The sequence below is a fragment of the Phytoactinopolyspora alkaliphila genome (genome assembly GCF_010550695.1).
In the GTDB taxonomy this organism is placed as follows: domain Bacteria; phylum Actinomycetota; class Actinomycetes; order Jiangellales; family Jiangellaceae; genus Phytoactinopolyspora; species Phytoactinopolyspora alkaliphila.
This window is the reverse complement of sequence record NZ_JAAGOB010000008.1, coordinates 136,111-160,164: the sequence shown is the minus strand read 5'-3', so window position 1 is coordinate 160,164 and position 24,054 is coordinate 136,111. Positions and strand designations below refer to the sequence as shown.

Sequence of the window (24,054 nt, the reverse complement as noted above, 5' to 3'; positions counted from 1 at the left end):
CGGAGGAAACCGCTACTATGGCAAGTTAAGAGAACGAAGATTCGTTTTAACTCTGGACGGGCGTGGAGAGTGATGGTGACCGATCTCGGCGGACCGGTTCCCAAGGTGGAACGTCACGAGCACGAGGCGCCAGAGTTCGACCTTCACGAATTCGCCCGCACCGCGGTCGGAAGCCACCGCGACGAGCTTAGGCTCGACGAGTACCAGCGGCGGCCGTTGGAGCCCGGCACCCTGCGGTGCCTGAGCTTCGTGCGAGACGTGGAGCGCTCGACCATGCGCTACCTCCGGCACGTGCTGGTGACACCCACCCACAAGGACGCACGGATCACCGCGTTCCTCACCACGTGGGCGTTTGAGAAGTACTGGATCGCCGATGCCCTCGACGTCACGCTCGCGCACCATGCGCGTGAGGCGCCTGGCCCCGGGTCCGGCCGAGGCGGCGATGCGGCTATCTGGCGAGGTGTACACGACCGGTTCGCACCGATCAGGCGCGCGCTGGTCGACAACACGCTCGGCGACGACGTCATCGCCACCCACATGGCGGCCGGTACTGTGGACGAGTGGATCACTCGCGCCGCCTACCTGCGCATCGCCCGGCTCGAGGATCACCCGGAGCTGACCCGCATGATCACGACTCTCGTCGGGGTGAAGGCCCGCCACCTGCGCTTCTTCGAGGCGCAGGCACGTGCGCGGTTGCGACGCTCCAGCTTGGCGTGCTTCCTCGCCCGGAGGCGGCTGCGGCGCTCGCTGTGGCCGATGAATCCGCCCGGAGACGCGTCGCACGAGAGCGCGTTCTTCTTCGGCCGTGTCTTCTCCCCGGTGCCGGCGCTCGTCGAGCAGCTCGACAGGCGGATCCAGGCGCTTCCCGGCATGGCCGGCATCACGCTGGCCGCAGCCGCGGTCGCGGCGGGCGTGCCTCAGCGGAGAGGAACCTGATGGAACTCAGCGTGGCGTCGACGTATTGGCGAGACGTCCCGGGGCCGTCGTCGGTGGGGGCCAGGGTGATGCGGCCCGTGGGTGCGATTCTGATGCGCGCTGTCTGGAACGTCCGGGTTCATCACGCCCACCTGGTTCCGCGGGAGGACCCGGTGATTCTCGCGTCGAACCACACCGGCATCCTCGACGGTCCGCTGCTGTACTCGGTGACCAGCCGGCCGGTCCACGCCTTGGTGAAGCGGGAGATGTTCGCCGGACTGGTCGGGTCGGCGCTGCGCTGGATCGGCCAGATCCCGGTCGACCGGTCCACCTGCGACGTGCGTGCGGTAAAGAACTGTCTGGCGGTGCTGCACCGCGGAGGCGTGATCGCGGTCTATCCCGAGGGAACCCGCGGGCTCGGAGACTTCGCTCTGGTGAAGCCGGGCGCGGCGTACATGGCGTTGTGCACGGGCGCGCCGATCGTGCCGGTGGCCGCACTCGGAGTCCGCGCCCCGGCTGCCTCCCACGGGAGCCTGCCGAGGGTGCGCAGCTCCATCGACATCGTCTTCGGCGAGCCCATCGCCACCGACCCGGTTCCGTGGCCCCGCCGACAGCATGTGGTCCGCGAGCGGACGGGAGCGCTGGGCGAACAGCTTCGCGAGCACGTCCGGCAAGCGTGCGCCCTGACCGGCCGGGCGCTCACCCCGAACGACCAGATACTGCCGGTCGAATCCACCACCGATCCACTTCCGGAGTGACACCATGACGACCCCTTGGGGCAGCCTGTCCGGTACGCACATCCTGCTCACCGGGGCAACGGGCTTCGTGGGGCAAGCCGTTCTCGAACGGCTGCTCTCCACCCACCCGGACTGCAGGATCTCGCTGATCATCCGGCCCCGCGGCAGCCTGAGCGCCGAAGACCGGCTGACCCGGCTGCTGCGCAAGCCCGCCTTCCGGCCGTGGCGGCATGCCGTCGGAGCGTCCGAGGCGGACCGGATCGTCAGCGAGCGGGTCACGGTGATCTCCGGTGACCTGGAGTCTCCACCCGCCCTTCCGGCAGACCTCGACACGGTCATCCACGGCGCCTCGGCGGTCACGTTCGACTCGCCCATCGACGTGGCGTTCGGGACGAACGTCGGTGGTGCCCGCGGCCTGTACCGGGCGCTGCAAGAGGCCGGTGCCACGCCCCACGTGATCCACGTGTCGACGGCGTATGTCGGCGGGTTGCGCAAGGGCATCACGCCCGAGGCCTCGCTGACCCACGACGTCGACTGGCGTGCGGAGGACGAGGCGGCGCGGCAGGCAAGGCAGAGCATCGAGTCGGCGTCCCGGCAGCCTGACGTCCTGCGGAGGGTCCTGGAGAAGGCGCGAGCCGAACACGGCAAGGCCGGGCCGCTCGCGGTGGCCCGGGCCGCTGAGCTGGCTCGACAGGAGTGGATCACCGAGCGCCTAGTCGACCAGGGCCGGCTTCGTGCGCAGAGCGTGGGCTGGACGGACGTCTACACGTTCACCAAGGCGCTCGCCGAGCGGGCCGCGGAAGACCTCTGGCCCGCTGCGGGGCAGCGCCTCTCGGTGCTGCGGCCCACCATCATCGAGAGTGCCCTGCGGCACCCGTACCCGGGCTGGATCGACGGGTTCAAGGTGGCCGACCCGCTGATCCTGGCCTACGGGCGCGGGCAGCTCCCAGACTTCCCCGCCCTTCCGGACAGCATTCTCGACATCATTCCGGTGGACTTCGTCGTCAACGCCATCCTTGCCGCCGCTGCCACGCCGCCGGAAGCCCGGAGCACGCGCTACCTCCAGGTCGGCTCTGGTGCGAGCAACCCGCTCGCCTTCCACGAGATGTACCGCAACGTGCACGAGTACTTCGTCCGCACGCCACTGGTCAGCGACGGCCGCCGGGTCGACGTGCCGGAGTGGACGCTGGCCGGCGACCGGCGGGTGGAACGTACCGTCCGGCAACGGGTGGCGATGGTGAGCAGCGCCGACTGGGTGCTGACCCGGTTGCCAATGACGGCCCGCTCGCGCGGATGGGCGGATCGCGTACACCGGCTCCAGCGGGGCCTCACGTCGTTGCGCAAGCTCACGGATCTGTACCGCCCCTATGTGCAAACGGAGATCGTCTTCGACGACTCCTGCACGCGAGAGCTCCTCGAGTCCATCCCGCCGGAACTTCGCGACGAGCGCGGATTCGACGTCCGCTCGATCGACTGGAGTGAGTACCTGCAAGAGGTGCACTTCCCGGCGATCGTCGCCCTGAACCGGACCTCCACGTCGCGTCCCGCGGCCTCCCGGCCGGACCGGATGCTCCCGGTGCGCGGCGATGCTCTCGCCGTGTTCGACCTCGAGGGAACCGTCCTGGACTGGAACCTCATCGAGCAGTATCTCTGGCTGTGCCGTGCCGTGATGCCGGCGGCTCGGTGGCCGAAGGAGATCGGCAGCCTTGCCGTGTCGATGCCGGGGTACGTCCGCAGCGAACTCCGGGACCGTGGTGAGTTCATCCGTGCGTTCGCCCGCCGCTATCAGGGCTTCCCGCCGGACGAGATCCGCCGGCACGCTCTCAACGGCTTCGGGCGCGCGGTCCGCCAGCGGCTCCTCCCGGACGCCATCGCCCGTGTCCAGGCACACCGCAACGCCGGGCATCGCACCGTTCTGGTCACCGGCTCCATCGACATGCTGGTGGAGCCGCTCGCGCCCATGTTCGACGACGTGGTGGCCGGCCGCATGCACGAGGCCGGCGGCGCGCTGACCGGATATCTCGACGCGCCGCCCCTGGTCGACGAGGCGCGCGCGGCCTGGCTGGCCAAGTACGCGGAGGAGCACGGAGCGGACCTGCGGCATTCCTACGGCTACGGGGACAGCCACGCCGACGTCGCCTGGCTGCAGACGCTCGGGCATCCGGCCGCGGTCAACCCGGACAACCGGCTCTACCGGCATGCGCGCAAGCACCGGTGGACCATCGTGGACTGGGGGCGTACCCCCACCGCCGATCCCGGCCCCGGCCGGCCGAGCCTACCGGGACTGTCCCGGCTGGCGCGGCCGTGGACCGGCAACCGGCCGGAGCCGGGTGAAGGCAGCTCCCGTGGCCTTTGACATCGACCGCTACACCGAGACCTCCGCGGGCGTGCAGTGGAAGGACCTCGCCTTCGAGGACTTCCGCACGGACCCGCTGCCGCCAGAGACGCTGCGCAGCCTCCGGTACATGTGCGACATCGAGTACCACACCGTGTGCTATCTGCGCGACATGCTGGTCACGCCGTCGCACAAGGACGACGACGTCGCCGCGTTCATGACGATGTGGAACCGCGAGGAGTTCTGGCACGGTGAGGCGCTGGCCGACGTCCTCGGCTGGCACGGCATCACGGTGGACTTCGACGGGCTCAAGGCGCGACGCCTCAAAGTCGGCTGGAAGGACCGCATCGACCCGGTCAAGCAGTCGGTGCTCGGCAATCTCGTGGGGAAGGACTTCATCGCCGTCCACATGATCTGGGGCGCGGTGAATGAGTGGTCGGCCATCGCGGCCTACACACGACTCGCTGAACTGCAGGGGCACCCGGTCCTCGCGGAGCTTCTGCGCCGGATCGCCAAGCAGGAGGCCAAGCATGTCGCCTTCTATGCCAGCCAGGCGCGCCACCGGCTGCAGCGCAGTACGAAGGCACAGAAGTTCGCCCGGTTCGCCCTGCGCAAATTCTGGGCGCCGGTCGGCTCCGGCGTCCTGCCCGACGAGGAGGTCGTCCACGTGATGAACCACCTCTTCGCCGGCCCGGACGGCATCCGGGAGATCCGCAAGATCGACGGCCACGTTGCGCGGATGCCCGGGCTCGAGGGTCTGACCATCGTCGAAGACGCGATGCGCAACCGCGGCGTGCCGGTCACCTAGGCTCCCTGTGTGAGCGCGCGTCGCGTCAGCGAACCTTCATCGTCCCGGTGATCACCTGGGCGACAGATCCGGCGACAGACGTCCCGTGCACGGCGCTAGGCAGGTGGGATGATCTTGTCCGGGTTGAAGTTCCGGTTCGGGTCGGCGCCGTCGAACAGGGCGCGGACCAGCTCGACGCCTTCGGGCGAGACATCCTGGGCCAGCCACGCGGAGTGCTCGACGCCGACGGCGTGGTGGTGGGACAAGGTGCCCCCGGAATCGACGAAGGCCTGTTGGATCGCCGACTTCACCTGGTCGTACTGCTTCACCGGCTGATCGTCGTGGACGAAGGCGAAGGTGAAGTACAGGCACGCGCCGGAATGGTAGGAATGCGACAGGTGGCACATGATCCAGCCCTGCACGCCGATGTCCTCGTACGCCTTGCCTGCCGCCGCCATCGTCGTGTCGTACAGCTGCCGCAGGCGTGACCACGGCGCGGCGGTCTCCGACACGTCCCCCGCGGCGCCCCGGTCCAGAAGGAAGTCGCGAATGTACGGGGTGTCGAACTTCTTGCGATCGTAGAGCGCACCCGGCCCCTTGCCGACGAGGATGCCTCCGTGCCGGCGGACGATGCGCCGGACGAGCTTCTTCTCGTAGCGGACGTGTGAGGCTTCGCCCTCGTAGCCGATGAAGGACAGGCAGATCTCGTCCAGATCCCAGCCGCGCCGCTGCAGCACCTTCATCAAGACGCTGGTTCCGACGGACTGGATGCCCTTGCTCCGGGTGCGGGTGGCGAAGGAGAACGCCGTCTCCCGGGCGTCGGAGACCCGGGTGACCGACGGGCTCGCGTCGCTCTCGGCGATCTCCCGCATCGCGGCGAGGCCGGCGTCCCACGTGGGAAACAGGTAGCCGAGCACGACGCGCACCGGCGGCACCCGGTGCACATGCACCGTGGCCTCGGTGATGACGCCGAGCCGGCCCTCGCTGCCGAGGATCATCTCCCTGATGCTGGGTCCGGTGGACGCGCTGGGCACCGGACGGACCACGACGACGCCGTTCGGGCGCACCATGCGCAGGCCGCGCACGATGTCGGCGATGTCCCCGTACTTGTCGGATTGCATTCCCGACGAGCGGGTGGCGATCCAGCCGCCGAGGGTCGAGTGGGTGAAGCTGTCCGGGAAATGCCCGAGGGTCCAGCCGCGCCGGCTGAGCTCCCGCTCCAGGTCGGGGCCCTGGATGCCGGCCTGAACCCGGGCGAGCCCGGAGACCTCGTCGATCTCCAGGACGCGGTTCAGGCGGCCGAGGTCGAGCGAAATGACGACGCGCTCCTCGTCGACGGCGGGCTCGAGGCTGCCGGAGATGTTGGTCCCGCCGCCGAACGGGATCACGACGGCGTCGGCGGAGACGGCCAGCTCGACGATGCGCTGGACCTGCTGCTCGTCAGCCGGGTAGACGACGACGTCGGGCGTGCGGCTCAGTGTGCCGGAGCGGACCCGAAGCAGGTCGCGGATGCTCTTGCCGAACGTGTGCACCACTCTGGCCATCGCGTCGGTGTGCACGTGCTCACCGCCGACGATATCGGTGAGCTGGGCGTGGAACGCCTCGTCGGCCCGGGAGGCCGGCAGGTCGAGTTCGTCGAAGGCCGGGACTGGGACGGTGGCCGTCGAGACGTCCAGACCGATGGCGCGCTCGACGAACGGAGCGAACTCGGGCTTGTCGCGGTGGTCGAAGGCGATGCCCTCGTCTCCCCATCCCCACCACTTCATGTGCTTCACGCCGGTCATGCGGCCCTCCTCTGGGCTGAGGTCTGGACGTGCTGGCCGGCGCCGATCTCGTCGTGCAGCCGGCGGACCGCCTGGGACAGCCGCTCGGTGAACTCGGCAGAGGTTTCCGCGGGCTTGGGATAGATGGGCGCGCCGATGGACACGGCCACCCGGGGCCGCCCGCGCGAGGGCCACCACTGGCCCCGGGGCATCGCTTCGTGAGCTCCGGCGATGGCGACCGGGAGACAGGGGACGTCGCAGGCGATCGACAGGGCGGCGGCTCCGGGCTTGAACCGGCCGACCCGGCCGTTCGAGGAGCGGCCGCCCTCGGGGAAGATCAGCAGCGGCACGCCGCGCTGGAGGAGCTTCTTCGACACCCCGGAATGCGAGCCGGACCTGGTGCGGTCGACGGGGAACGCGTTGAAGACCAGCGCGGTGATCCACTTGCGCCATCTGACTTCGAAGAAGTAGTCGGCCGCCGCGCCGGCGGCCAGGTAGCGGGAGAGGCGGCGGGGGAGCGCGCCGAGGATGAGGGGAGCGTCAAGGTGGCTCGCGTGATTGGACACCACGATGAACGTCTTCGGCATCCGGCTGACGTCCTCGTGGGTTCGCACGTGGACGCGGGCGAGGGACCACACCAGCGGCTTGAGCATCATTCTCTGGACGACGAAGCGCAGAACGGCGATGATCTTCGAAGTGAAACGCCGGTGGCCGGCCTTCGAGTCCGCGACTACCCGCACGTGATCACTCCCGTCAGCCCCCGGCTAGAGGCAAAACGAACCTTCGTTCTCGTAACCTGTCATATGTCCACTGCAAGCGCAACATTAACCGGGTCGGCCTATCGCGGCTAGACCGGCCGCGTAGGACTCCGGTTCCACATTGCCGACCAGCAGTCGCTGCAGGATATACCCCATGATCACGCTGAGGAGCACCTTGGCGATCTCGTCCGGCGCGACAGTGGGGGCTACTCGGCCGTTGTTCTGTTCGGCGGTCACGAGCTGGGCGATCAACTGCTGGATGCCGACGTACTTCCTGCGGAACACCTCGCCCAGCGCGTCGTTGCGCAGCGCCTCCGCCCAGACCTGTGGGGCCAGCGAGGCGAAGGCATCCTCGCCGAAGGCCATCTCGTTCGTCGCGGTCAGCACCTGGAGGACGGCCTCCTCGATGGAAGGCGTCGGCTCCTGGGTGACGATCGGCTCCAGGAGCTGCGAGATCTGCCCGATGACGTCCTCGGCGATGGCCGCGATGATGTCGTTCTTGCTGTTGAAATGGCCGTACACAGCGCCTGCTGAGAGGTGTGCTTCGGCGAGGATGTCGGCCATGGAGGTCTGGTGGAAACCCTCGCGGACGAAGCACCGGCGTGCGGCCGTGAGGATCTGCTGGCGACGCTGGTCGCGATGCTCCTGTGACACACGAGGCATGCCCACACGTTAAAACGAGCATTCGCTCTTGACAAACCGCGGGCTTAGGCAACTCGGCGCTCACCGGGGATGGCGGCGAGCAGTTCGCGGGTGTAATCCTCCTGCGGCCGGTCGAAGATCTCGTCCGGTGTCCCGCTCTCCACGATCCGGCCGCGCTGCATCACGTGGACCTGGTGCGAGAGCATGCGAACCACGGCGAGGTCGTGGCTGATGAGCAGGTAGCTCAGGCCGAGTCGCTCCTGCAGACCCGCCAGCAGTTCGAGGATCTGGTTCTGGACGATGACGTCCAGCGCGGAAACCGCCTCGTCCAGGATGACCAGCTCCGGGGAGAGCGCGAGGGCACGAGCGATCGCCACCCGCTGCCGCTGGCCCCCGCTGAGCTCATGGGGAAGCCGCTCGGCCATCGCCGGGGGCAGGGCCACCTGCTCCAGGAGCTCGTTCACCCTGGCCCGGCGGCTCCGCGCGTCGCCGATGCCGTGGACCTGCAAGGGCTCCGCGATGGAACGACGTACGGTGTAGCGGGGATCGAGCGAAGAATACGGGTTCTGGAAGACCGGCTGCACGCGTCGCCTGAAGGCGAGCAGCTGCCGCCGGCGCATCCCGATGAGCTGGTCCCCATCGAAGCGGATCGAACCTGAGGTCGCCTGTTCGAGGCCGAGCAGCATGTTGGCGGTCGTGGACTTCCCAGACCCGGATTCCCCGACGATCGACACGGTCTGCTGCCGTGGAATGCCGAAACTGACAGCGTCGACGGCGGTGAAACGGCTGCGCTTTCCGCTCCGGCCCGCACGCACGTCGAACTCCTTGGTCAGGTTCTCGACCTCGACGAGGGGCGCGGGGCCGGATCCCGATGGGCCTGCGCCGGCGTGCGCCTCGGCGACGCCCGTGACCGACGCCAGGGGCGCGGCCAGGCGGCGTGACGTGAGGCTCGGGGCGGCGGCGATCAGCGCCCGTGTGTATTCGTGCTGGGGATTCTCCAGGATCTCGCGCGCCTCGCCCGATTCGACGATCTCGCCCCGGTACATCACCACCACGGTGTCCGCCCGCTCCGCGGCGAGCCCGAGGTCGTGGGTGATGAGGAAGACGGCGGTACCCATGCGGGCGGTCAGGCGCTCCAGCTGATCGAGGATCTTGCGCTGCACGGTCACGTCCAGCGCGGAGGTCGGCTCGTCGGCGATGAGCAACGCGGGCTCGCAGGCCAGTCCCATCGCGATCAGCGCCCGTTGGCGCATGCCGCCGGAGAACTCGTGCGGGTGCTGGGTGGCTCGTCGCTCCGGCTCCGGGATGCCCACCATCTCGAGCAGTTCGACGACGCGGCGGTCCGTCTCCTTGCCGGACGTGCGGCCGTGCACCTCCAGAGCCTCGGCGATCTGGGTTCCTATCCGCTGCATCGGATTGAGGTTCGACATCGGATCCTGCGGAATCAGGCCCACCTGGGAACCGCGAATGCGGATGAGCTCGCGCTCGTCCGCAGTCGCCAGGTCACGTCCGGCGAAGACGATCGAACCGGAGGTGATGGAGCCGTTGGCTGGCAGCAACCGGTTGATGGCGGCCGCAGTGGTGGACTTGCCGGACCCGGATTCACCGACGACGGCCAGCGTCTGCCCGGCCGCGAGCTCGATGCTGACCCGGTTCACGGCCGTGACCTGGCCGGCCGGGGTGGAGAAGGAGACCGAAAGGTCGCGGATGGACAACAGCGGCGTGGGTGTCATGGGTGCCTCGTCGTGGTCGGGGAGACCGTCGTCGGGTCGGGGCGTGGGGACAGGACTGGTTCGGAGGGTTCCGGAGGGCCGGCGTGTTCGCGCGTGCGAGCCAACGCCACGAGCAGCAGGGCGGCCGCGCCCAGGGCGATCCAGGCGGCGGCCGATCCCTCCGCGCCGGCATCGCGGGTGCCGGATGCCCTGGCGGCGAGCGTCGCGGCCAGTGGGATGAGCGCCCCGCCAGCTGCTCCGACGCCGATCAGGACGGCGGTGGCGGAAGGCGCGGCGCGGTCGCTGACCACTGTGAGCGCGTGGCCCAGCAGGATCGCGTAGCACGGTCCGCAGGCGACGACGGCGAGCGCCAGCACGACGGCGACGGTCACTCCGGAGGGGCCGGCGACGATCGCGGCACCGAGCGTGACGGTCTGCACCGCCGCGCACACCTGGACGGCCCGGGCGGGGCGGAGGTGTCTTTGAACCCACGGTGAGGCGAGCCGGCCTATGCTGATGAGCACCCAGAACGCCGAGGTGCCGATCGCGGCTGTCGACGGGTCGAGTCCCAGCGTGGTCTCCACGGTCACCGCCGACCAGCCCGCGAGTATCGATTCGACGCCGACGTAGAGGAAAAGCGCGACGACGACACCGGCGGGCAGACGGCGCAGCGCGCTCCGGTGCGGCGTGGGCACGGGGGTGGCCGAGCCGCGGAACGAGGCGTCGTGGATGAGACGCCATGCGCACGCCAGGTGGTATCCGGTGGCCGCGAGCAGCGCCAGCCGTCCGGCTCCCGCGTGTCCGGCGGCCAGGACCGCCAGGGGCGCGCTCGCTGCCGTGAGGGCGACCACCAGCATGAGCCGGCCGAGCAGGGCGGTGGTGGCGGTCCGCGCCAGCGCACGGGCGCTTGCGGAAGCGGTGACCTCGGTGGCGCCGAAACCGAGCCCTACCAGGCCGGCGGCGACGACGACCAGGGGTGCCGAGGGCGCCAGCGCGAAACACGCCAGCCCCGTACCCTGCGCCAGGACTCCGGCGCATAGGACCCACGTGACCGGACGCGACCGGACGAGCAGCGGCGCTCCCATCACTCCGGTGAGCAGACCGCCGAACAGGGCGGGAACGGCGCCGAGCACGTCGGGCACGGCGACGCCGAGCTCGTCCGCCACCAGGGGCAGTGACGCCGGCACGAGCGCCGCGCTCAGTCCCATTCCGGCGAACACCAGGAAAATGATCCGCCTGCCGGGCGTCTTAGCCTCGGTCACGGTACGGCCTTCGTTAAGGTCCGGCAGTGTGCCGGCGCTGCCGGACGGACAGACGGCCGCGCGATCATCCCTGCCCACCGTCCCGGGTGCGCAGACGCAGCGCCGCAGGCATGTGCGGGCGTGGCTCGGGAAGTCGCAACGGCCCACTGCCCGGGGTGAAGGTGCCGAGTATCCGCGCCTGCGCCGCACCGGTGCCGCCCGGCACCGTCCCGGGCAGGCCATGTGCGCTGCACCAGCCGATCAGGGCGAACGCGATGGCCTCCTTGTCCGCGGCCGGCGCGCCGAGCTCGTCGGACAGGACCACGCGCGCGCCCGGGAGGGCGTCCCGGATTCCGCCCAGCATCAGCGGGTTGCGGCTGCCCCCGCCGGAGACGACGATGGCGTCGACTCCCTCGGCGCGCAGCGCATCCGCGACCGTGCGCACGGTGAGCTCCGTCAGCGTCGCGACGAGGTCGGCGGGCTCCGGCTCGACGCCGGCGCGCGCGACGGCCTGGCGCACGTAACCCGGATGGAACAGCTCCTTGCCCGTGCTCTTCGGCGGTGGCAGGCGGTAGTAGTCCTCGTCGAGTAGGACGCCGAGGAGTCCCGGTTCGACCGTTCCGGACGCCGCGATGCGGCCGTCGTCGTCGTACCCGGACGGATGCAGCCGATGCTCACTCACCACGGCGTCGATCAGTGCGTTGGCGGGACCGATGTCGTAGGCGCGCAGTCCGTCCGGGGCGAGCACGGTGACGTTGGAGATCCCACCGAGATTCAGTGCCGCGGGTACGGAGCCCAAGCCGTCGAGCAGCAGTGCGTCCAGGAAGGACACCAGCGGCGCGCCGTGCCCGCCGGCGGTGATGTCGCGGATGCGGACGTCGGACAGCACCGGAGCGCCAGTGCGCTCGGCGATCCATGCCGGCTGTCCGATCTGAAGGGTGCCCCGGGCCGTCGTCCCCTCGACCCAGTGAAAGACCGTCTGGCCGTGCGAGGTGATCAGGTCCACCGGGCCGTCCTGCTCGATCGCCTGTGCCGCCACGCCGGCGAAGGCCTGGCCGATGAGCGTGTCGAGCACCGTCACCTCGGCGAGTGTGACCGGGGCCGGCGGCAGGGCGGCGACGAGGCGGGCGCGCAGCTCTTGTGGATACGGCGTCGCCGATGTGTGGGTCACGGTGCCGTGCAGGGTGTCGCCGTCCACGGTGAACTCCACGACGGCCGCGTCGATACCGTCGTGGGACGTGCCGGAGATCAGGCCGAGAACTCTCACTCGCCGGCCTCCAGCGCCACTCGCAGCCGGCCGTTGGCGGCCCGTAGCCGGGCGGTGGCCGCCGCGTGATCCAGGCCCAGCTGGATGCGTAGCACGGCCGTGCGCACGTCGAACGCGGAATCGGCCAGCACGGCGGTGGCTTCCGTCTCGGGCGCGCCGGTGAGCGTGCTCACGATCCGCGCCGCCCGGGCCCGCAGCTTCTCGTTCGTCGGCCGCACGTCGACCATCAGGCCGTTGTAGGTCTTGCCGAGCTTCACCATCGAGATGGTGGAGATCATGTTCAGCACCAGCTTCTGTGCCGTTCCGGCCTTGAGCCGGGTGGAGCCGCTGATCACCTCGGGGCCGACCACGACCTCGACGGGGCATTCCACCAGGGCGCTGAGTTCGGTGCCGGCGTTGCACGAGATGCCCACCGTGAGGGCACCGCGCTCGCGCGCCCGGCGCACGGCCCCAAGCACGAACGGAGTGCGGCCGCTGGATGCGAGCCCGACGACGGCGTCGTCAGCACCGATATTCGCCTCTACCACGGCATGATCGCCGGCCTGCGCGTCGTCCTCCGCCCCTTCGGAGGGGCTGACCAGTGCGCTCGGCCCGCCGGCGACGATCGCGAACACCTCGTCCGGTCCGACGTCGAACGTGGGGCCGCACTCGGAGGCGTCAAGGACACCGAGCCGGCCGGAGGTGCCGGCACCGATGTAGATCAGGCGTCCGCCGCGTGACATCCGGGCGGTGATCGCCTCGATCGCGGTGCTGATGCGGGGAAGCTCGCGCTGCACCGCTGCGGGCACGCTGGTGTCGGCCTCGTTCATCAGCCGGGTGAGCTCGGCGACCGGCGCGTCCTCGATGTGGGCGAACCTCGGATCGGCCAGCTCGGTGACCGGTTGGTGCGGCGAGGGCCGCTCGTTCACGCCCGTCATCTACTTCCCCTTTTTCGTGGGTCGTACGTATCGCGGAGCCCGTCGCCGAGCAGGTTGAGCCCCACCACGAGCAGCACGACGACGACGCCAGGGGCGATCATCGTCCACGGCGCCACCGTGACGAGGGTGCGTGCCTCGTAGATCATCGACCCCAGTGACGGGGCCGGTGGGGGAGTGCCCAGGCCGAGGAAGCTCAGCGACGCCTCCGTGAGCACCGCCCACGACAGTGAGAGCGTGACCTGGACGATGATGATCGAGGTGATGTTGGGCAGCACATGCTTGAGCATCACCATGAATCGGTGCTGGCCAGTGCTGACCGCAGCCTTGACGTACTCGATCTCGCGTAGTGAGAGCACGGGGCCGCGGGTGACCCGGACGAAGATGGGCGTGTAGACGACGGCGATGGCGATCGCGACGGTGAACCAGGTGCGCGTGAACACCGATGCGATGGCGAGCGCGAGGAGCAGCGGCGGGAAGGCGAAGAGGATGTTGGTGACCCCGCCGATGGCCGTGTCGGAGAAGCCGCGGTAGAACCCCGCCACCAAGCCGGCGGCGGTGCCGACGACGGTGGCGAAAGCGACCGCCACCACGGCGATCAGCACCGAGTTGGCTACACCGGCCGCCACCCGGGAGAACACGTCGCGGCCGAACTGGTCGGTCCCGAACCAATGGTCGGGTGACGGCGCCAGCAGCCGCGACGGCGGATCTTGCGCCAGCGGGTCCGACGGGAGCGCGCCGAGCAGCGCCAGGACCGCCACCGTCGCCAGCAGTGCGGTGATGCCGAGCCCGACGAGGGTGCTCCGGTTACGGGTGACCGCGCGGATCAGAGCCCGGCCGCTGACCCGGCGCGGGGCGACGTCGGGAATCTGGTCGGTTGTGGTCATGCCGCACGCACCCGGGGGTCGATGAGCCGATACAGAAGGTCGGTCAGAAGGTTCACCAGGACGAAGGCCAGCGCGATCACCAGCACCGTGCTCTGGACCAGGGCGTACTCGTTCTGCTGGATGCCCAGCAGGACCTGCCGCCCGATGCCCGGGATGGAGAAGATCTGCTCCACCACCACGGCACCGCCGAGCAGATACCCGAACTGCAGACCCGTCATCGTCGCGATCGGCACGAGCGCGTTGCGCAGGATGTGCCGGATCTGCAGCCGACGCGGCGGCACACCCTTGGCCCGCGCGGTGCGCACGAAGTCGTCGGAGGTGACCTCGAGGACGGCCGTGCGGGTGGTCCGCATGATCGGTGCCGCGACGCCGAAGCCGAGAACCAGCGCAGGCAAGAGCATCTGCTGCATGTTCAGCAACGGGTCGTCGAACAGCCGCGCGAACGGCTCGCCGTTGGGGTTGAAGCCGAACTGCGCGGCCAGCACGGACATGAGCGTCGTCGCCAGCAGGAAGGCCGGGATCGACAGGCCGGCCAGCCCCACGGCCTGACCCGCCGCGTCGCGCGGCGAGTTCGGCCGCGACGCGGACAGCATGCCCAGCGGGATGCCGATGGCCAGCGCCAGCACGATCGACAGCACCGCGAGCTCGAAGGTGATGGGCAGCGCCTGCAGCGTCAGATCGGCGACGCTGGTCTGCGCCCGCGAGGAGAACCCGAGGTTGCCGGTCATGACATTGCCCAGCCAGCTGAAGAACTGACCGATCAGAGGCTGGTCGATCCCGTAGTACGCCTCCAGCGACGCCCGCTGGTCCGGCGTGAGGGCGGCCGCCTCTGTGCCGAGGTTGGCCGTGATCTGGTCACCCGGGATGGCCCGGAGCATGACGAAGACGAACACGGCCACCCCGAACAGGGTGAAGACGGCCTGCCCAACGCGTTGGACGACGCCGTTGTGAAGGAAGGTGTCGAGCATCGTCAGCCGGCGAAGCCCGCGGTCCGCAGATACTGCAGTGAACCGTTGGCCATCGGCACGAAGCCCTGCAGCGAGCTGTCCGTGACCGTGTAGGTGTAGCTGGTGAACAGCCAGACCCAGACGGCGTTGTCCTCCAGGTGGCGGGAGACGTCGTCGTAGATCTGCTTGCGCTCGTCGTCGTCCGTGGCGAGCAGACCCTGCGCGAACAGCTCGTCCAGCTCCGGGGAGCTGTAGCCGGCGACCTCGTTGAGGTTGCCGTCGCTGGTGAAGTACCGGCCGTACATGCCGTCGGGCTCGGGGCGGCCGCCGTTGAGCGCCACCGCGGCGTCGAAGTCTGCCGCGACCCAGCGGTCCACGTAGGCGCCGGACTCCAGCGGCTCGATCTTCAGCTCGATGCCCACCTCGTCGAGCTGCGCCTTCAGGTTTTGCGCCTCGTTGACCGACGTGGCGTACTCACCCTGCGAGACGATGGTCTCCAGGACCACGGGACCGTCGACGTCGGCCTCGGCGAGATAGTCCTTCGCCCGCTCGACGTCGCGCTCTGGGCAGGGCCGGGCGTTCGGGTCGGAACGGTAGGCCGGCGAGGTGATGGGGCCGGTGACCTCGCCCTCGCCGAGAGCCGCCGTGTCGAGTACTTGCTGCCGGTCGATGCCGCACTGGATCGCCAGCCGGACGTTGAGGTCGGCGAGCGGCCCGCGGCGGGCGTTGAGCTGGAGGACGTGGTAGCTCAGCTGCGGGGTCTCCGTGACGTTCACGTTCGAGCCGGTGGCGGTGTCGGCGACGAGCGGGTCGTCGAAGACGGCCATCTGCACGTTGCCGGACTGCAGCGACGACACGATCGACGACTCGTCGGGGATCACGCGGAACTCGACGGTGTCCAGTAGTGCCGGCTCGCCCCAGTAGGCGTCGTTCCTGGCCAGAGTGACGGACTGGTTGGGCACCCGCGTCTCGAAGGTGAACGGGCCGGTGCCGTTGGGCGTGGTGTTGAGGGCGTCCTCGGTGTCGTCGGAGGACAGCATGGCCAGGTTGACGCTGGCCAGGTTGGCGAACAGGCCCGCGTCGGGGGAGGCGAGAGTCAGCACCACGGTGCTCTCGTCGGGTGCCGTGACCTCGTCCACCCGGGCCAGCGAGCTGCTGGCGACCGCTGCCGTCTCCTCGTCGCGGATACTCTCCAGCGAGTGCACCACGTCCTCGGAGCCGAATGAGCTGCCGTCGGCGAAGGTGACGCCGTCACGGAGAGTGAACGTGACCGTGAGCCCGTCCTCGGACACGTCCCAGGTTTCGGCGAGCCCGGGGACGACGTCGAGGTTCTGGTCCAGCTCGGTGAGGGTGCCGTAGACGTTGCCCAGCATGTGCACGGCCTGGAACTGCGTGGCGCGCCACGGGAACAGGGTGTCCGGGTCCGAGGTGACGCCGATGACGAGGTCGCCACCCGGCTGGAGATCGGCCGAGCCGGGCTCGGTGTTGCTGGTGTCACCGTCGCCGGTGTTCGCGTCGGAGCACGCGGCGAGGACGAGGGCAGCGGCCGCGACGGCGCCGACGAGCGCCGGCCCGGAACGCGTGCGGCGGAGACGATCCGACATGTCGGGTTCCTCCTGGATGGTGGGTGGGCGAAGACGTGTGGTCCTCGGGGCAAGGGCGTTGCCCGGCGCTAGGTATGAAAGGTACGCGTTGGGCGATCTTGGCGTAATTTATGTACGCAAAGGAAGCTACCATGTCCGGGTGACGACAGACGACGGCGCCCGCCCCACCGCGCGCATGGTGCTGGTCCACATCAGGTCTGTGCTGCCGTCACTTCCGCCCGCGGAGCGACGCATCGCGCAGGCGATTCTCGCCGACCCGGTGGCCGTGGCCGGATGGCCGGTCACTCGGCTCGCCGCATTCTGCGATACGTCCACGACCTCCGTCGTCCGGCTCTGCCGCCGGCTCGGCTACACCCGCCACCAGGACCTTCGCCTCGACCTCACCAGGGAGAGCGCGCGCGAGACACTAGTGAGCGCTGCCCCGTCCGCGGTGTCCGGCGACATCGACCAGGAGGACACGCTCACCGACATCGTCGCCAAGGTGGCTCGCAACGAGGCCCTGGCCATCTCCGACACAGCTTCAGCCCTCGACGTGGACGCTCTGGGGCGGGCGGTCGCCGCGGTATCGGCCGCTCGCCGGATCGACGTGTTCGGCGTCGGGGCCAGCGCATTCGTCGGCCTGGACCTGCAGCAGAAGCTGATCCGGATCGGTCGCACGGCGCTGACCTGGCCGGATTCGCACTCGGCGTGGACGTCGGCCACGCTGCTGGACTCGGGCTGTGTGGCGATCGGAATCTCGCACACCGGGCAGACCGCCGACACCCTCCGGTTCCTTTCACTCGCCGCGGCGGCGGGCGCGACCACCGTCGCGATCTCCAACCACGCCGGCGCGCCGGTGGCGGAGGCCGCCGACATCGCCCTCACCACGGCCGCCCGGGAGACCCGCCTGCGACCCGGCGCGCTCGGCAGCCGGATCGCCCAGCTGATGGTGATCGACTGCTTGTTCACCGGGGTGGCTCAGGCCTCGTACGGCCAGTCGATCGATGCGCTGCGCCAGACGTATGCCGCCGTGCACGGCGACGACCCCACCCCGTGACCCTGTCCGCCCTCACCCTCCGTTACCACCCTCCGCCCTGTTCCAACCCCTGGCATGGGTTAGGGTCGCTAGAATCAGACATTTCGGGCACGATTACGACCTCAACCCATGCCAGGGGTTGAGAATGGTCAGGGGGACGTGACTGTGGGTAACCAGACGCGCATGGTGGTGGGACCGCGCTCGGCCCACTGGTGATAGGGGCTGAGGACCAGCTGGACTGTCCGCGCCGGGGCTGGGGTCTCGCTGTTGGGTCGGGCTGGGGTGTCGCGGTCCGCGGCGGGGGAGCCGGTGGTCGCGGCTGACAGGTACGGCCAGCTCTGCTGCGAATGAGGCGTGACGACGATCGCCGCGCACCGAAGGTGCGGAAGCTCGCCGAACTCCGTGGGCACCACGCCGGGATCGATCGCGATGCCGTCCAGTGCGACGCCTGCCGGAAGATCCACCGATTCCGCGCAGTACACCAGCGGACCCCGTTCCACGGCGACGCAGCCGCGTACGGCGTCGATCCGGGCGTCGGGGCGCGTAAAGCGCGCCGCCATCGGCAGGTGAAGGGTGATCGCCTCGCCCGCGTGGAACTCGCGTTCGACGACGGCCAGTCCTGGCTCGACGCTCCGCTGCCGGCCCCCTTCCTCGAGCACCGCTCCGTCGGCCCAGTCCGGCACGCGCAGGCGCAGTGTCGCCACCCCGCCGGGTGCCTCGGTCACTCGCACGGTCACGCGGCCGTCGCGTGGATAACCGGTCTCGACATCGAGGCCGAGAGTGCGCCCGCCTCCCACGTCGGCGGCGATCCGCATACCCGCGTACTGGAGAACGGTGAGTTCGCCCTCCGCGGCGCTGGCCGCGTAGGTCTGCCAGCTGGCGAGCGTGCGTGCGACGTTCGTCGGGCAGCACGAAACGTCGAACCACGGTGCCCGCGCCGTGCTCTCGGCGCGCAGGCTGACGGCGTCGTCGGACGGCACCGAGTCGGCGACCCGCTGGTGCAGCGGATTGGCGTAGAAGAATGCCTGCCCGTCGCTGCTCGGCGAGGTCGCCACCACATTGAAGAACGTGCGCTCGATCAGGTCCGCATAGCGGGGATCCCCGGTGGCCAGATAGAGCCGCCAGGACACCATGATCGATGCGACCCCGGCGCAGGTCTCACAGTAGGCGCGATCCGCGGGCAGCTCCCAGTCCTCGCCGAAACCCTCGTCCTGGTGACGCGAGCCCATGCCGCCGGTGATGTAGGTGCGCCGGGCCACCGAATGCGCCCACTGCCGCTGGATCGCAGCGAGCAGGTCGTCGTCGTCGCGCTCGACCGCCACGTCCACGGCTGCGGCGGACAGGTACAGGGCCCGCACCGCGTGTCCGCGCCACACGAGGGCCTCTCGAATCGGGATGTCATCTTGGAAATAGGCACGGCCCAGCGGGATGTCCTTCAACGACCCGTGGCCGCGGCGGTCGAGGAACAGCTTCGCCTGCTCGATGTACCGGTCCTCACCGAGCGCGCGTCCCAGCTCGACCAAACCGAGCTCGATCTCCGGATGGCCGCAGATGCCGTGCGACCCGTCCGGCCCGAAGGTGTCGCAGACGTGGTCGGCGGCCCGCCGGGCAATCTCGGTCAGCTCGTCCTGGCCGCTCGTGCGCAGACGGGCGACGGCCGCCTGGAGCAGATGCCCCGTGCAGTAGAGCTCGTGGCCGGCTTCGAGGTCGCTGTAGCGCGGGGGCTGGTTCGGGTGCCCGTAACAGGTGTTGAGGTACCCGTCGTCGTCCTGCGCGCGCGCAATGCGTGCCGTCAGGCGACGCACGGCGGCGTCCACCTCCGGCTCCCCGGTGCGGCCGTACTCCCAGGCGAGCGCCTCCAGGAGTTTGTACGCCTCGGAGTCGGAGAAGCACCATCCGGGCCGGTCAGGGCCGGTGCGCCCCTCGGCCACCCGGTCGAAGTTGGCCAGCCAGCCCAGCCGTTCCATCCAGTGCTCGCAGTGCTCCAGCGTGCCCGAGGCGTTCGTGGCCTGCAGCCGCGCCCAGAAGCCGCGTGCCAGGGTGATCTCGTGGAGTCCGAGAGGGCGCACCTGGCTCCGGGAGGGAATGACCGGCCGTCCGCCTTTCGGGTCGGTCGTGGTCGGTACCTCGTGGACGGTCACACGTGCTCCTCGTGATCAGGTTCGGTGGTTCGGTTCTTTCGATCGAGGCCGTGGCCACGGCGGCGGTGCCGGGCTCAGTCCTTGACCGCGCCGGCGGTGACTCCGCCGGCGACGTAGCGTTGCGCGACGATCAACAGGATCGCCGCGGGTATCGAGGCGACGACGGCGGTCGCCATGATGGAGTTCCACTGCGTGGTGTTGTTGCCGATGTACGCGTAGATGCCCAGCGTGATCGGGATCATGTCGCCGTTGCGGCTCAGCGTCGAGGCGAAAATGAAGTCCGACCACGCCCAGAGGAAGGCGAACAGCGAAACCGTGAGTATCGAGTTGCGGCTCACCGGCAACACCACGGAACGGAACGTGCGCCACACGTTCGCGCCGTCCACCGTGGCCGCCTGCATGAGCTCACGCGGAATGCCGGACATGAACGCGGTGAACAGCAGGACGCCGAACGGGACTGCGATGGTCGAATCGGCGATGATCAGACCCCACACCGTGTTGAGCCAGCCGAGGCGGACGTAGATGGCGTAGAACCCCATCGCCATCACCACGCTCGGGATCATCTGTGCCACCAGCAGGAGGAATCCGATCGTCCCGCGTCCCGGCGTGCGCAGCTTGGCCAGGGCGTACCCCGCGGGGGCTGAGATCACCAGGGTGAGCGCCACGCAGCCGAGGCCGACGAGCAAGCTGGTGATCAGGTTCGGCAGCTGCTGCCGGAACACGTCGAGGTAGCCATCGAACGTCGGGTCCCACGGGAACCAATGTGGCGGGTCGGCCCGCATGTCGCTGGTCTTGGTCAGCGAGACGTTGAACATCCAGTAGACGGGGAAGAGCATCACCGCGGTCAGGAACACTCCCAGCGCGGTCTTCCACCAGGTGCGACGACGTCGGGTCATGACCGCTCCTGGCGTCGTTGGAGATGGAGGTACACGAAGCCGAAGACCAGCGCAATCACGATGAGCAGGTTGCCCACCGCTGCCGCTTGCGAGAAGTCCGGCTGGCCGGTGCCGAAGGCGCGGCGATAGGACCAGATCGCCAGTGTGGTCGAGGCGTTGCCGGGTCCGCCGGACGTCATGATCCAGACGACGTCCACGACCTTCAGCGTGTAGATCAGCCCCAGCAGAATCGTGATGGCCGAGACCGGCCGGAGCAGCGGGAGGGTAATACGCCGGAACTGCTGCCAGGCATCCGCGCCGTCCAGGGAGGCCGCCTCGTAAAGCTCGGCGGGGATGTTCTGCAGCCCGGCGTAGAGGATCACCAGGTTGAACGGGATGCCCAGCCAGATGTTGGCGATGATCACGGAGGTCAGCGCCCACTGCGGCGACGTCAGCCAGTTGATCTGGCCGATCCCGAAAGCACCCAGCACCGAGTTGACGATGCCGCTGTCGCTGTTGAGCATCCACGACCAGGTGGACGCCGAGACGATCAGCGGCAGCAACCAGGGAATGAGGAACATCGCCCGAAGTACCCCGGACAACCGGAAGTTCCGGTAGAAGAACACCGCGAGCGCCAGCCCGATGGTGTACTGCGCGAGGATCGAGACAAGGGTGAAGACGAGGGTGTTCCGGATCGCCAGACCGAACGCCTGCGACGAGACGACGTCGAGGAAGTTGGTGAACCCGACGAAGTCCGCGTTGCCTTGCACGAACGCGCGCGGCGTGTAGTCGTGCAAACTCAGCTCGACGTTCCGGTAGAGGGGATACGCGTAGAAGATGACCAGGTAGGCGAGCAGGGGAGCGATGAACGCCAGCGCGGCCCAGCGATGTGCGGTCGAAGGTCTCCGGGACACCGCGTCCCCCCGCGGGCCGCGGGGAGACGCGGTCGTGGCCGGCACTGATGTGCCGGCCGGCGACCCGGCGTTCTGAAGCGTCGGTCTCATGACGTGCTGTCCTTGTGACGTCGTGCCCGGGTGTTCGGAGGGCTCAGCTCGTCGCCGCGTCGGCGTCGGCCTGAGCCTGCTGTAGCGCCTCGTCGGCGCTCATGGCGCCGCTGAGCGCGTTCTGCACCGCGGTCCAGAGAGCTTCGGAGATCAGGGGATAGTCGGTGCCGAGGTCGTCGCTGGTGCGGCCCTTGGCATTGCGGACAGCGTCGACCCAGGGCTCGAGCTCGGCCTGATCCGCGACGAGCGCCTCCTGTCCTTCCTGGGTGGGCGGAATGTAGTACGCGAACGTGGTGGCGGTTTCGACGAGGCCTTCGGGCGTCGTCATGCACTCGACGATCTGCGTGGTGACCTCGTAGCGGCCCGTGTCGTTCTGGACGGGCGCCGTGATGAACTCACCACCCGTGGGTGTCGGAGCGACGCCGCCGTCCCGGGCAGGCAAGGCGATGACGCCGGTGGGGAAGTCGGCCTCCGCGGCGCTGTTCACCTGCCAGGTGCCGTTCTCCGCGAAGGCGAAGGTTCCGGTGAGGAACTCCTCCCAGACGGTGTTCTGCGAGTTGGTGATCACCGAGTTGGGCGCGTACTCCTCATCCAGCCAGCCGGTCCACAGCTCCAATGCCTCGACCGCCTCGGGCGAGTCGAGCTGACGCAGGTCCGCGCCGGCGCCCCAGAACCAGGGCAGGAACTGGAAGGACCCCTCCTCGGTGCCGATCCCGGCGAAGGTGATGCCCTTGTGGCCGGCGGCAGTGACGGATTCCAACGCTGCCGTCAAAGACGCCCAGTCGGTGATCGCGGCTGGGTCCACCCCGGCGTCGGCGAGGATGTCCTGGTTGTAGTAGATCGCCAGGGTGTTCGCGCCGATCGGAACCCCGTACGCCTCGCCGTCGACGACGCCGGCCGCGAGCAGGTTCTCGTCCATTGCCGTCGTGTCGAGGCCGAACTCGTCCATCGTGGTGAGCATCCCGGTGTCGGCCAGCGTGGAGACAGCGGGATTGTCCAGCAGGATGATGTCAGGTGCGGTGCCTTCCTGGGCGGACAGCAGCGCCTGGTTCGTCAGCGCCGTGGTGTCGTACGCGGTGCGCTCGATCGTGACCCCCGCCTCGTCGCCGCATGCCGCGACCCGTTGGGCCCATTCGGAGGTGTCGTCGTGCTGGGGGTAGGGGTCCCACCAGGTGTAGGTGTCGCTCGATTCGGTAGTGCCGGCGTCGTCGGACGACGACGAACATGCGGCGGTGGCGGCGCAGACGGCAACCGCGGCGAACGTGGCTGCCGTACGCAGTGGACTCTCTGGACGCTTCATGGCATTCCTCTCTTGTTGGCAAGCGCGGGCCCACGGCTGTGGGCATCGGCGGTATGTTCCGTGACGTTCATTGCGGACGCCGGGAGTGCGAGCCGTCACGGCGGCTTCCTGGCGCCGCCGTGCTACCCCGGTCGACCAGTTCAGGTGAGATGAACCGCACGACGTACGGTTCGGCCGCCGTATCCGATGACTCGATGCGACGTACGAGCTGGCGCACTGCCATCCGGCCCAGGCGGTCGGGCGCGCTCTCGATGGACGAGAACGACAGCGAGAATGTCCGGGCGAACTCGTCGGAGTACCGGCCGATCACCGACAGATCCGCTGGAACGGTGAGCCCGCGCTCGTGGAGGACCGTGGGGAGGGCCGCCGCCGCGGCTTCGTTGTTGAGCAGGAGCCCGGTTGCCGACGGATGCGAATCCAGCAAGGCGTGCAGCGTCCGGCCGACCGCGGGCTGGCGGGACTCTCCGAACGCGGTGTGCAGGCGGATGCCGCGGACGCGGGCCTGCTGCAGCGCGGCGTCCTGAAGACGCCACACGTACGCGCCGCCCCGTTCCACCACGTGCTCCGGCTGCGAGACCAGGATGAGTTCCCGGTGCCCCAGACGGTGCATGTGATTGACCATGATTCGGCCAGCCTCTTCGAAGTCCAGATCGAAGACGTCCAGGCCGGAGCAGTCGCCGGGAAGGCCCACCAGCGCGCCGGGCTGGGGGGCGGCACGCAGGATCGGCAGCCTGACGTCATCCTGAGCCACGTTGAGGAGTACGACGCCGTCCACCATCTGCGAATCGGTGATCCGCCGTAGCGCACGGGCACCGTCTGCCTCGGTGACCAGCAGAATGTCATAGCCGAGCTCACGAGCGGTGTCCGAGACTCCGAGCATGTACTGCAGCATGGCCGGGGCGAACTCGTCTTCCAGGAACTGGGCGAGAAGGCCGATGACCATCGTCTGCGACGTGGCCAGGGCCCGGGCGCCCGCGTTGGGCGTATAGCCCAGCTCGCGCACGGCGTCGTTCACCCGTTCGCGGACCTCCATGGAGATCGTCCGCTTGCCCGAGAGCGCGTACGACGCGGTGCTGCGGGACACGCCCGCTGCCCGGGCGACGTCGCCGATGGTAACCACGTGTCCTCCATCTGTCTGGATCGAACCGATTCGACACGGAGCCTAGCCGGGAGGTGCTCGGTGTGCCGGAAACTCGTGCCCGGCACACCG

The 24,054-nt window shown here is 69.2% G+C and carries 20 protein-coding genes; 5 read left to right on the top strand and 15 right to left on the bottom strand.

The features are described from left to right. Positions 1 to 72: 72 nt before the first annotated feature. The 4 genes from G1H11_RS16005 to G1H11_RS15990 are packed head-to-tail and all read left to right on the top strand — an operon-like array spanning position 73 to position 4,795. Positions 73 to 936, top strand: a complete 864-nt coding sequence (locus G1H11_RS16005) for a hypothetical protein (RefSeq protein ID WP_163819590.1) — start codon at positions 73 to 75, stop codon at positions 934 to 936. After that, positions 936 to 1,673 carry a lysophospholipid acyltransferase family protein gene (locus tag G1H11_RS16000; protein WP_163819589.1) on the top strand — a complete coding sequence of 246 codons (738 nt, stop codon included), beginning with the start codon at positions 936 to 938 and terminating at the stop codon, positions 1,671 to 1,673. Before G1H11_RS16005 ends, G1H11_RS16000 begins: the two co-directional genes overlap by 1 nt. A 4-nt stretch (positions 1,674 to 1,677) precedes the next feature. After that, positions 1,678 to 4,008 (top strand): SDR family oxidoreductase, encoded by a 2,331-nt coding sequence (locus G1H11_RS15995; protein WP_163819588.1) that lies wholly within the window; start codon positions 1,678 to 1,680, stop codon positions 4,006 to 4,008. Then, complete coding sequence (locus G1H11_RS15990; protein ID WP_163819587.1) at positions 3,998 to 4,795, top strand: ferritin family protein; 798 nt, start codon at positions 3,998 to 4,000, stop codon at positions 4,793 to 4,795. The genes G1H11_RS15995 and G1H11_RS15990 overlap by 11 nt, the downstream gene beginning before the upstream one ends. 95 nt (positions 4,796 to 4,890) lie before the next feature. On the opposite strand, the gene G1H11_RS15985 is transcribed toward G1H11_RS15990, so the two are convergent. From G1H11_RS15985 to G1H11_RS15940, 10 genes are all read right to left on the bottom strand, one after another. After that, positions 4,891 to 6,558 carry an FAD-binding oxidoreductase gene (locus tag G1H11_RS15985; protein ID WP_163819586.1) on the bottom strand — a complete coding sequence of 556 codons (1,668 nt, stop codon included), beginning with the start codon at positions 6,556 to 6,558 and terminating at the stop codon, positions 4,891 to 4,893. Continuing rightward, positions 6,555 to 7,277, bottom strand: coding sequence for a lysophospholipid acyltransferase family protein (locus tag G1H11_RS15980; RefSeq protein ID WP_216843812.1), 723 nt, complete (start codon positions 7,275 to 7,277; stop codon positions 6,555 to 6,557). Before G1H11_RS15980 ends, G1H11_RS15985 begins: the two co-directional genes overlap by 4 nt. Positions 7,278 to 7,361: 84 nt before the next feature. After that, complete coding sequence (locus G1H11_RS15975) at positions 7,362 to 7,958, bottom strand: TetR/AcrR family transcriptional regulator (protein ID WP_163819585.1); 597 nt, start codon at positions 7,956 to 7,958, stop codon at positions 7,362 to 7,364. Between the two features lie 44 nt (positions 7,959 to 8,002). Further along, positions 8,003 to 9,670, bottom strand: coding sequence for an ABC transporter ATP-binding protein (locus G1H11_RS15970; protein WP_163819584.1), 1,668 nt, complete (start codon positions 9,668 to 9,670; stop codon positions 8,003 to 8,005). Next, positions 9,667 to 10,911 (bottom strand): MFS transporter, encoded by a 1,245-nt coding sequence (locus tag G1H11_RS15965; RefSeq protein WP_163819583.1) that lies wholly within the window; start codon positions 10,909 to 10,911, stop codon positions 9,667 to 9,669. The genes G1H11_RS15970 and G1H11_RS15965 overlap by 4 nt, the downstream gene beginning before the upstream one ends. Positions 10,912 to 10,975: 64 nt before the next feature. After that, positions 10,976 to 12,157 (bottom strand): anhydro-N-acetylmuramic acid kinase, encoded by a 1,182-nt coding sequence (locus G1H11_RS15960; protein ID WP_163819582.1) that lies wholly within the window; start codon positions 12,155 to 12,157, stop codon positions 10,976 to 10,978. After that, a complete protein-coding gene (murQ, locus tag G1H11_RS15955) occupies positions 12,154 to 13,074 on the bottom strand; it encodes an N-acetylmuramic acid 6-phosphate etherase (protein WP_163819581.1) in 921 nt (306 codons plus the stop codon). The genes G1H11_RS15960 and murQ overlap by 4 nt, the downstream gene beginning before the upstream one ends. Beyond that, a complete protein-coding gene (locus G1H11_RS15950; RefSeq protein ID WP_163819580.1) occupies positions 13,071 to 13,958 on the bottom strand; it encodes an ABC transporter permease in 888 nt (295 codons plus the stop codon). Before G1H11_RS15950 ends, murQ begins: the two co-directional genes overlap by 4 nt. Further along, a complete protein-coding gene (locus tag G1H11_RS15945; RefSeq protein ID WP_163819579.1) occupies positions 13,955 to 14,926 on the bottom strand; it encodes an ABC transporter permease in 972 nt (323 codons plus the stop codon). The genes G1H11_RS15950 and G1H11_RS15945 overlap by 4 nt, the downstream gene beginning before the upstream one ends. A gap of 2 nt (positions 14,927 to 14,928) precedes the next feature. Next, a complete protein-coding gene (locus tag G1H11_RS15940; RefSeq protein ID WP_163819578.1) occupies positions 14,929 to 16,509 on the bottom strand; it encodes an ABC transporter substrate-binding protein in 1,581 nt (526 codons plus the stop codon). A 139-nt stretch (positions 16,510 to 16,648) separates the two neighbouring features. Between G1H11_RS15940 and G1H11_RS15935 the strand changes: the two genes are divergently transcribed. Further along, a complete protein-coding gene (locus tag G1H11_RS15935) occupies positions 16,649 to 17,545 on the top strand; it encodes a MurR/RpiR family transcriptional regulator (protein ID WP_216843811.1) in 897 nt (298 codons plus the stop codon). Positions 17,546 to 17,673: 128 nt separating this feature from the next. Here G1H11_RS15935 and G1H11_RS15930 read toward each other — a convergent pair whose 3' ends face one another. The 5 genes from G1H11_RS15930 to G1H11_RS27115 form a co-directional block, all read right to left on the bottom strand. After that, entirely contained in the window at positions 17,674 to 19,665 is a 1,992-nt protein-coding gene (locus tag G1H11_RS15930; RefSeq protein WP_163819577.1) for a beta-L-arabinofuranosidase domain-containing protein, read from the bottom strand. A 74-nt stretch (positions 19,666 to 19,739) separates the two neighbouring features. After that, the gene (locus G1H11_RS15925) at positions 19,740 to 20,561 is read right to left on the bottom strand and encodes a carbohydrate ABC transporter permease (RefSeq protein WP_163819576.1); all 822 of its coding nucleotides are present in this window, start codon (positions 20,559 to 20,561) and stop codon (positions 19,740 to 19,742) included. Continuing rightward, the gene (locus G1H11_RS15920; RefSeq protein ID WP_163819575.1) at positions 20,558 to 21,544 is read right to left on the bottom strand and encodes a carbohydrate ABC transporter permease; all 987 of its coding nucleotides are present in this window, start codon (positions 21,542 to 21,544) and stop codon (positions 20,558 to 20,560) included. Before G1H11_RS15920 ends, G1H11_RS15925 begins: the two co-directional genes overlap by 4 nt. Positions 21,545 to 21,587: 43 nt before the next feature. Beyond that, on the bottom strand, positions 21,588 to 22,844 hold the full coding sequence (locus tag G1H11_RS15915) for a sugar ABC transporter substrate-binding protein (protein WP_163819574.1): 1,257 nt from the start codon (positions 22,842 to 22,844) through the stop codon (positions 21,588 to 21,590). 67 nt (positions 22,845 to 22,911) lie between these two features. Further along, positions 22,912 to 23,964, bottom strand: coding sequence for a substrate-binding domain-containing protein (locus G1H11_RS27115; RefSeq protein WP_163819573.1), 1,053 nt, complete (start codon positions 23,962 to 23,964; stop codon positions 22,912 to 22,914). Positions 23,965 to 24,054 lie beyond the last annotated feature (90 nt).

Bases quoted from the DNA above. Each gene is read 5' to 3' on its own strand.
- G1H11_RS16005 (WP_163819590.1), top strand. From the start codon at position 73: ATGGTGACCGATCTCGGCGGACCGGTTCCCAAGGTGGAACGTCACGAG.
- G1H11_RS16000 (WP_163819589.1), top strand. From the start codon at position 936: ATGGAACTCAGCGTGGCGTCGACGTATTGGCGAGACGTCCCGGGGCCG.
- G1H11_RS15995 (WP_163819588.1), top strand. From the start codon at position 1,678: ATGACGACCCCTTGGGGCAGCCTGTCCGGTACGCACATCCTGCTCACC.
- G1H11_RS15985 (WP_163819586.1), bottom strand. From the start codon at position 6,558: ATGACCGGCGTGAAGCACATGAAGTGGTGGGGATGGGGAGACGAGGGC.
- G1H11_RS15975 (WP_163819585.1), bottom strand. From the start codon at position 7,958: ATGCCTCGTGTGTCACAGGAGCATCGCGACCAGCGTCGCCAGCAGATC.
- G1H11_RS15970 (WP_163819584.1), bottom strand. From the start codon at position 9,670: ATGACACCCACGCCGCTGTTGTCCATCCGCGACCTTTCGGTCTCCTTC.
- murQ (WP_163819581.1), bottom strand. From the start codon at position 13,074: ATGACGGGCGTGAACGAGCGGCCCTCGCCGCACCAACCGGTCACCGAG.
- G1H11_RS15950 (WP_163819580.1), bottom strand. From the start codon at position 13,958: ATGACCACAACCGACCAGATTCCCGACGTCGCCCCGCGCCGGGTCAGC.
- G1H11_RS15945 (WP_163819579.1), bottom strand. From the start codon at position 14,926: ATGCTCGACACCTTCCTTCACAACGGCGTCGTCCAACGCGTTGGGCAG.
- G1H11_RS15940 (WP_163819578.1), bottom strand. From the start codon at position 16,509: ATGTCGGATCGTCTCCGCCGCACGCGTTCCGGGCCGGCGCTCGTCGGC.
- G1H11_RS15925 (WP_163819576.1), bottom strand. From the start codon at position 20,561: ATGACCCGACGTCGTCGCACCTGGTGGAAGACCGCGCTGGGAGTGTTC.
- G1H11_RS15920 (WP_163819575.1), bottom strand. From the start codon at position 21,544: ATGAGACCGACGCTTCAGAACGCCGGGTCGCCGGCCGGCACATCAGTG.
- G1H11_RS15915 (WP_163819574.1), bottom strand. From the start codon at position 22,844: ATGAAGCGTCCAGAGAGTCCACTGCGTACGGCAGCCACGTTCGCCGCG.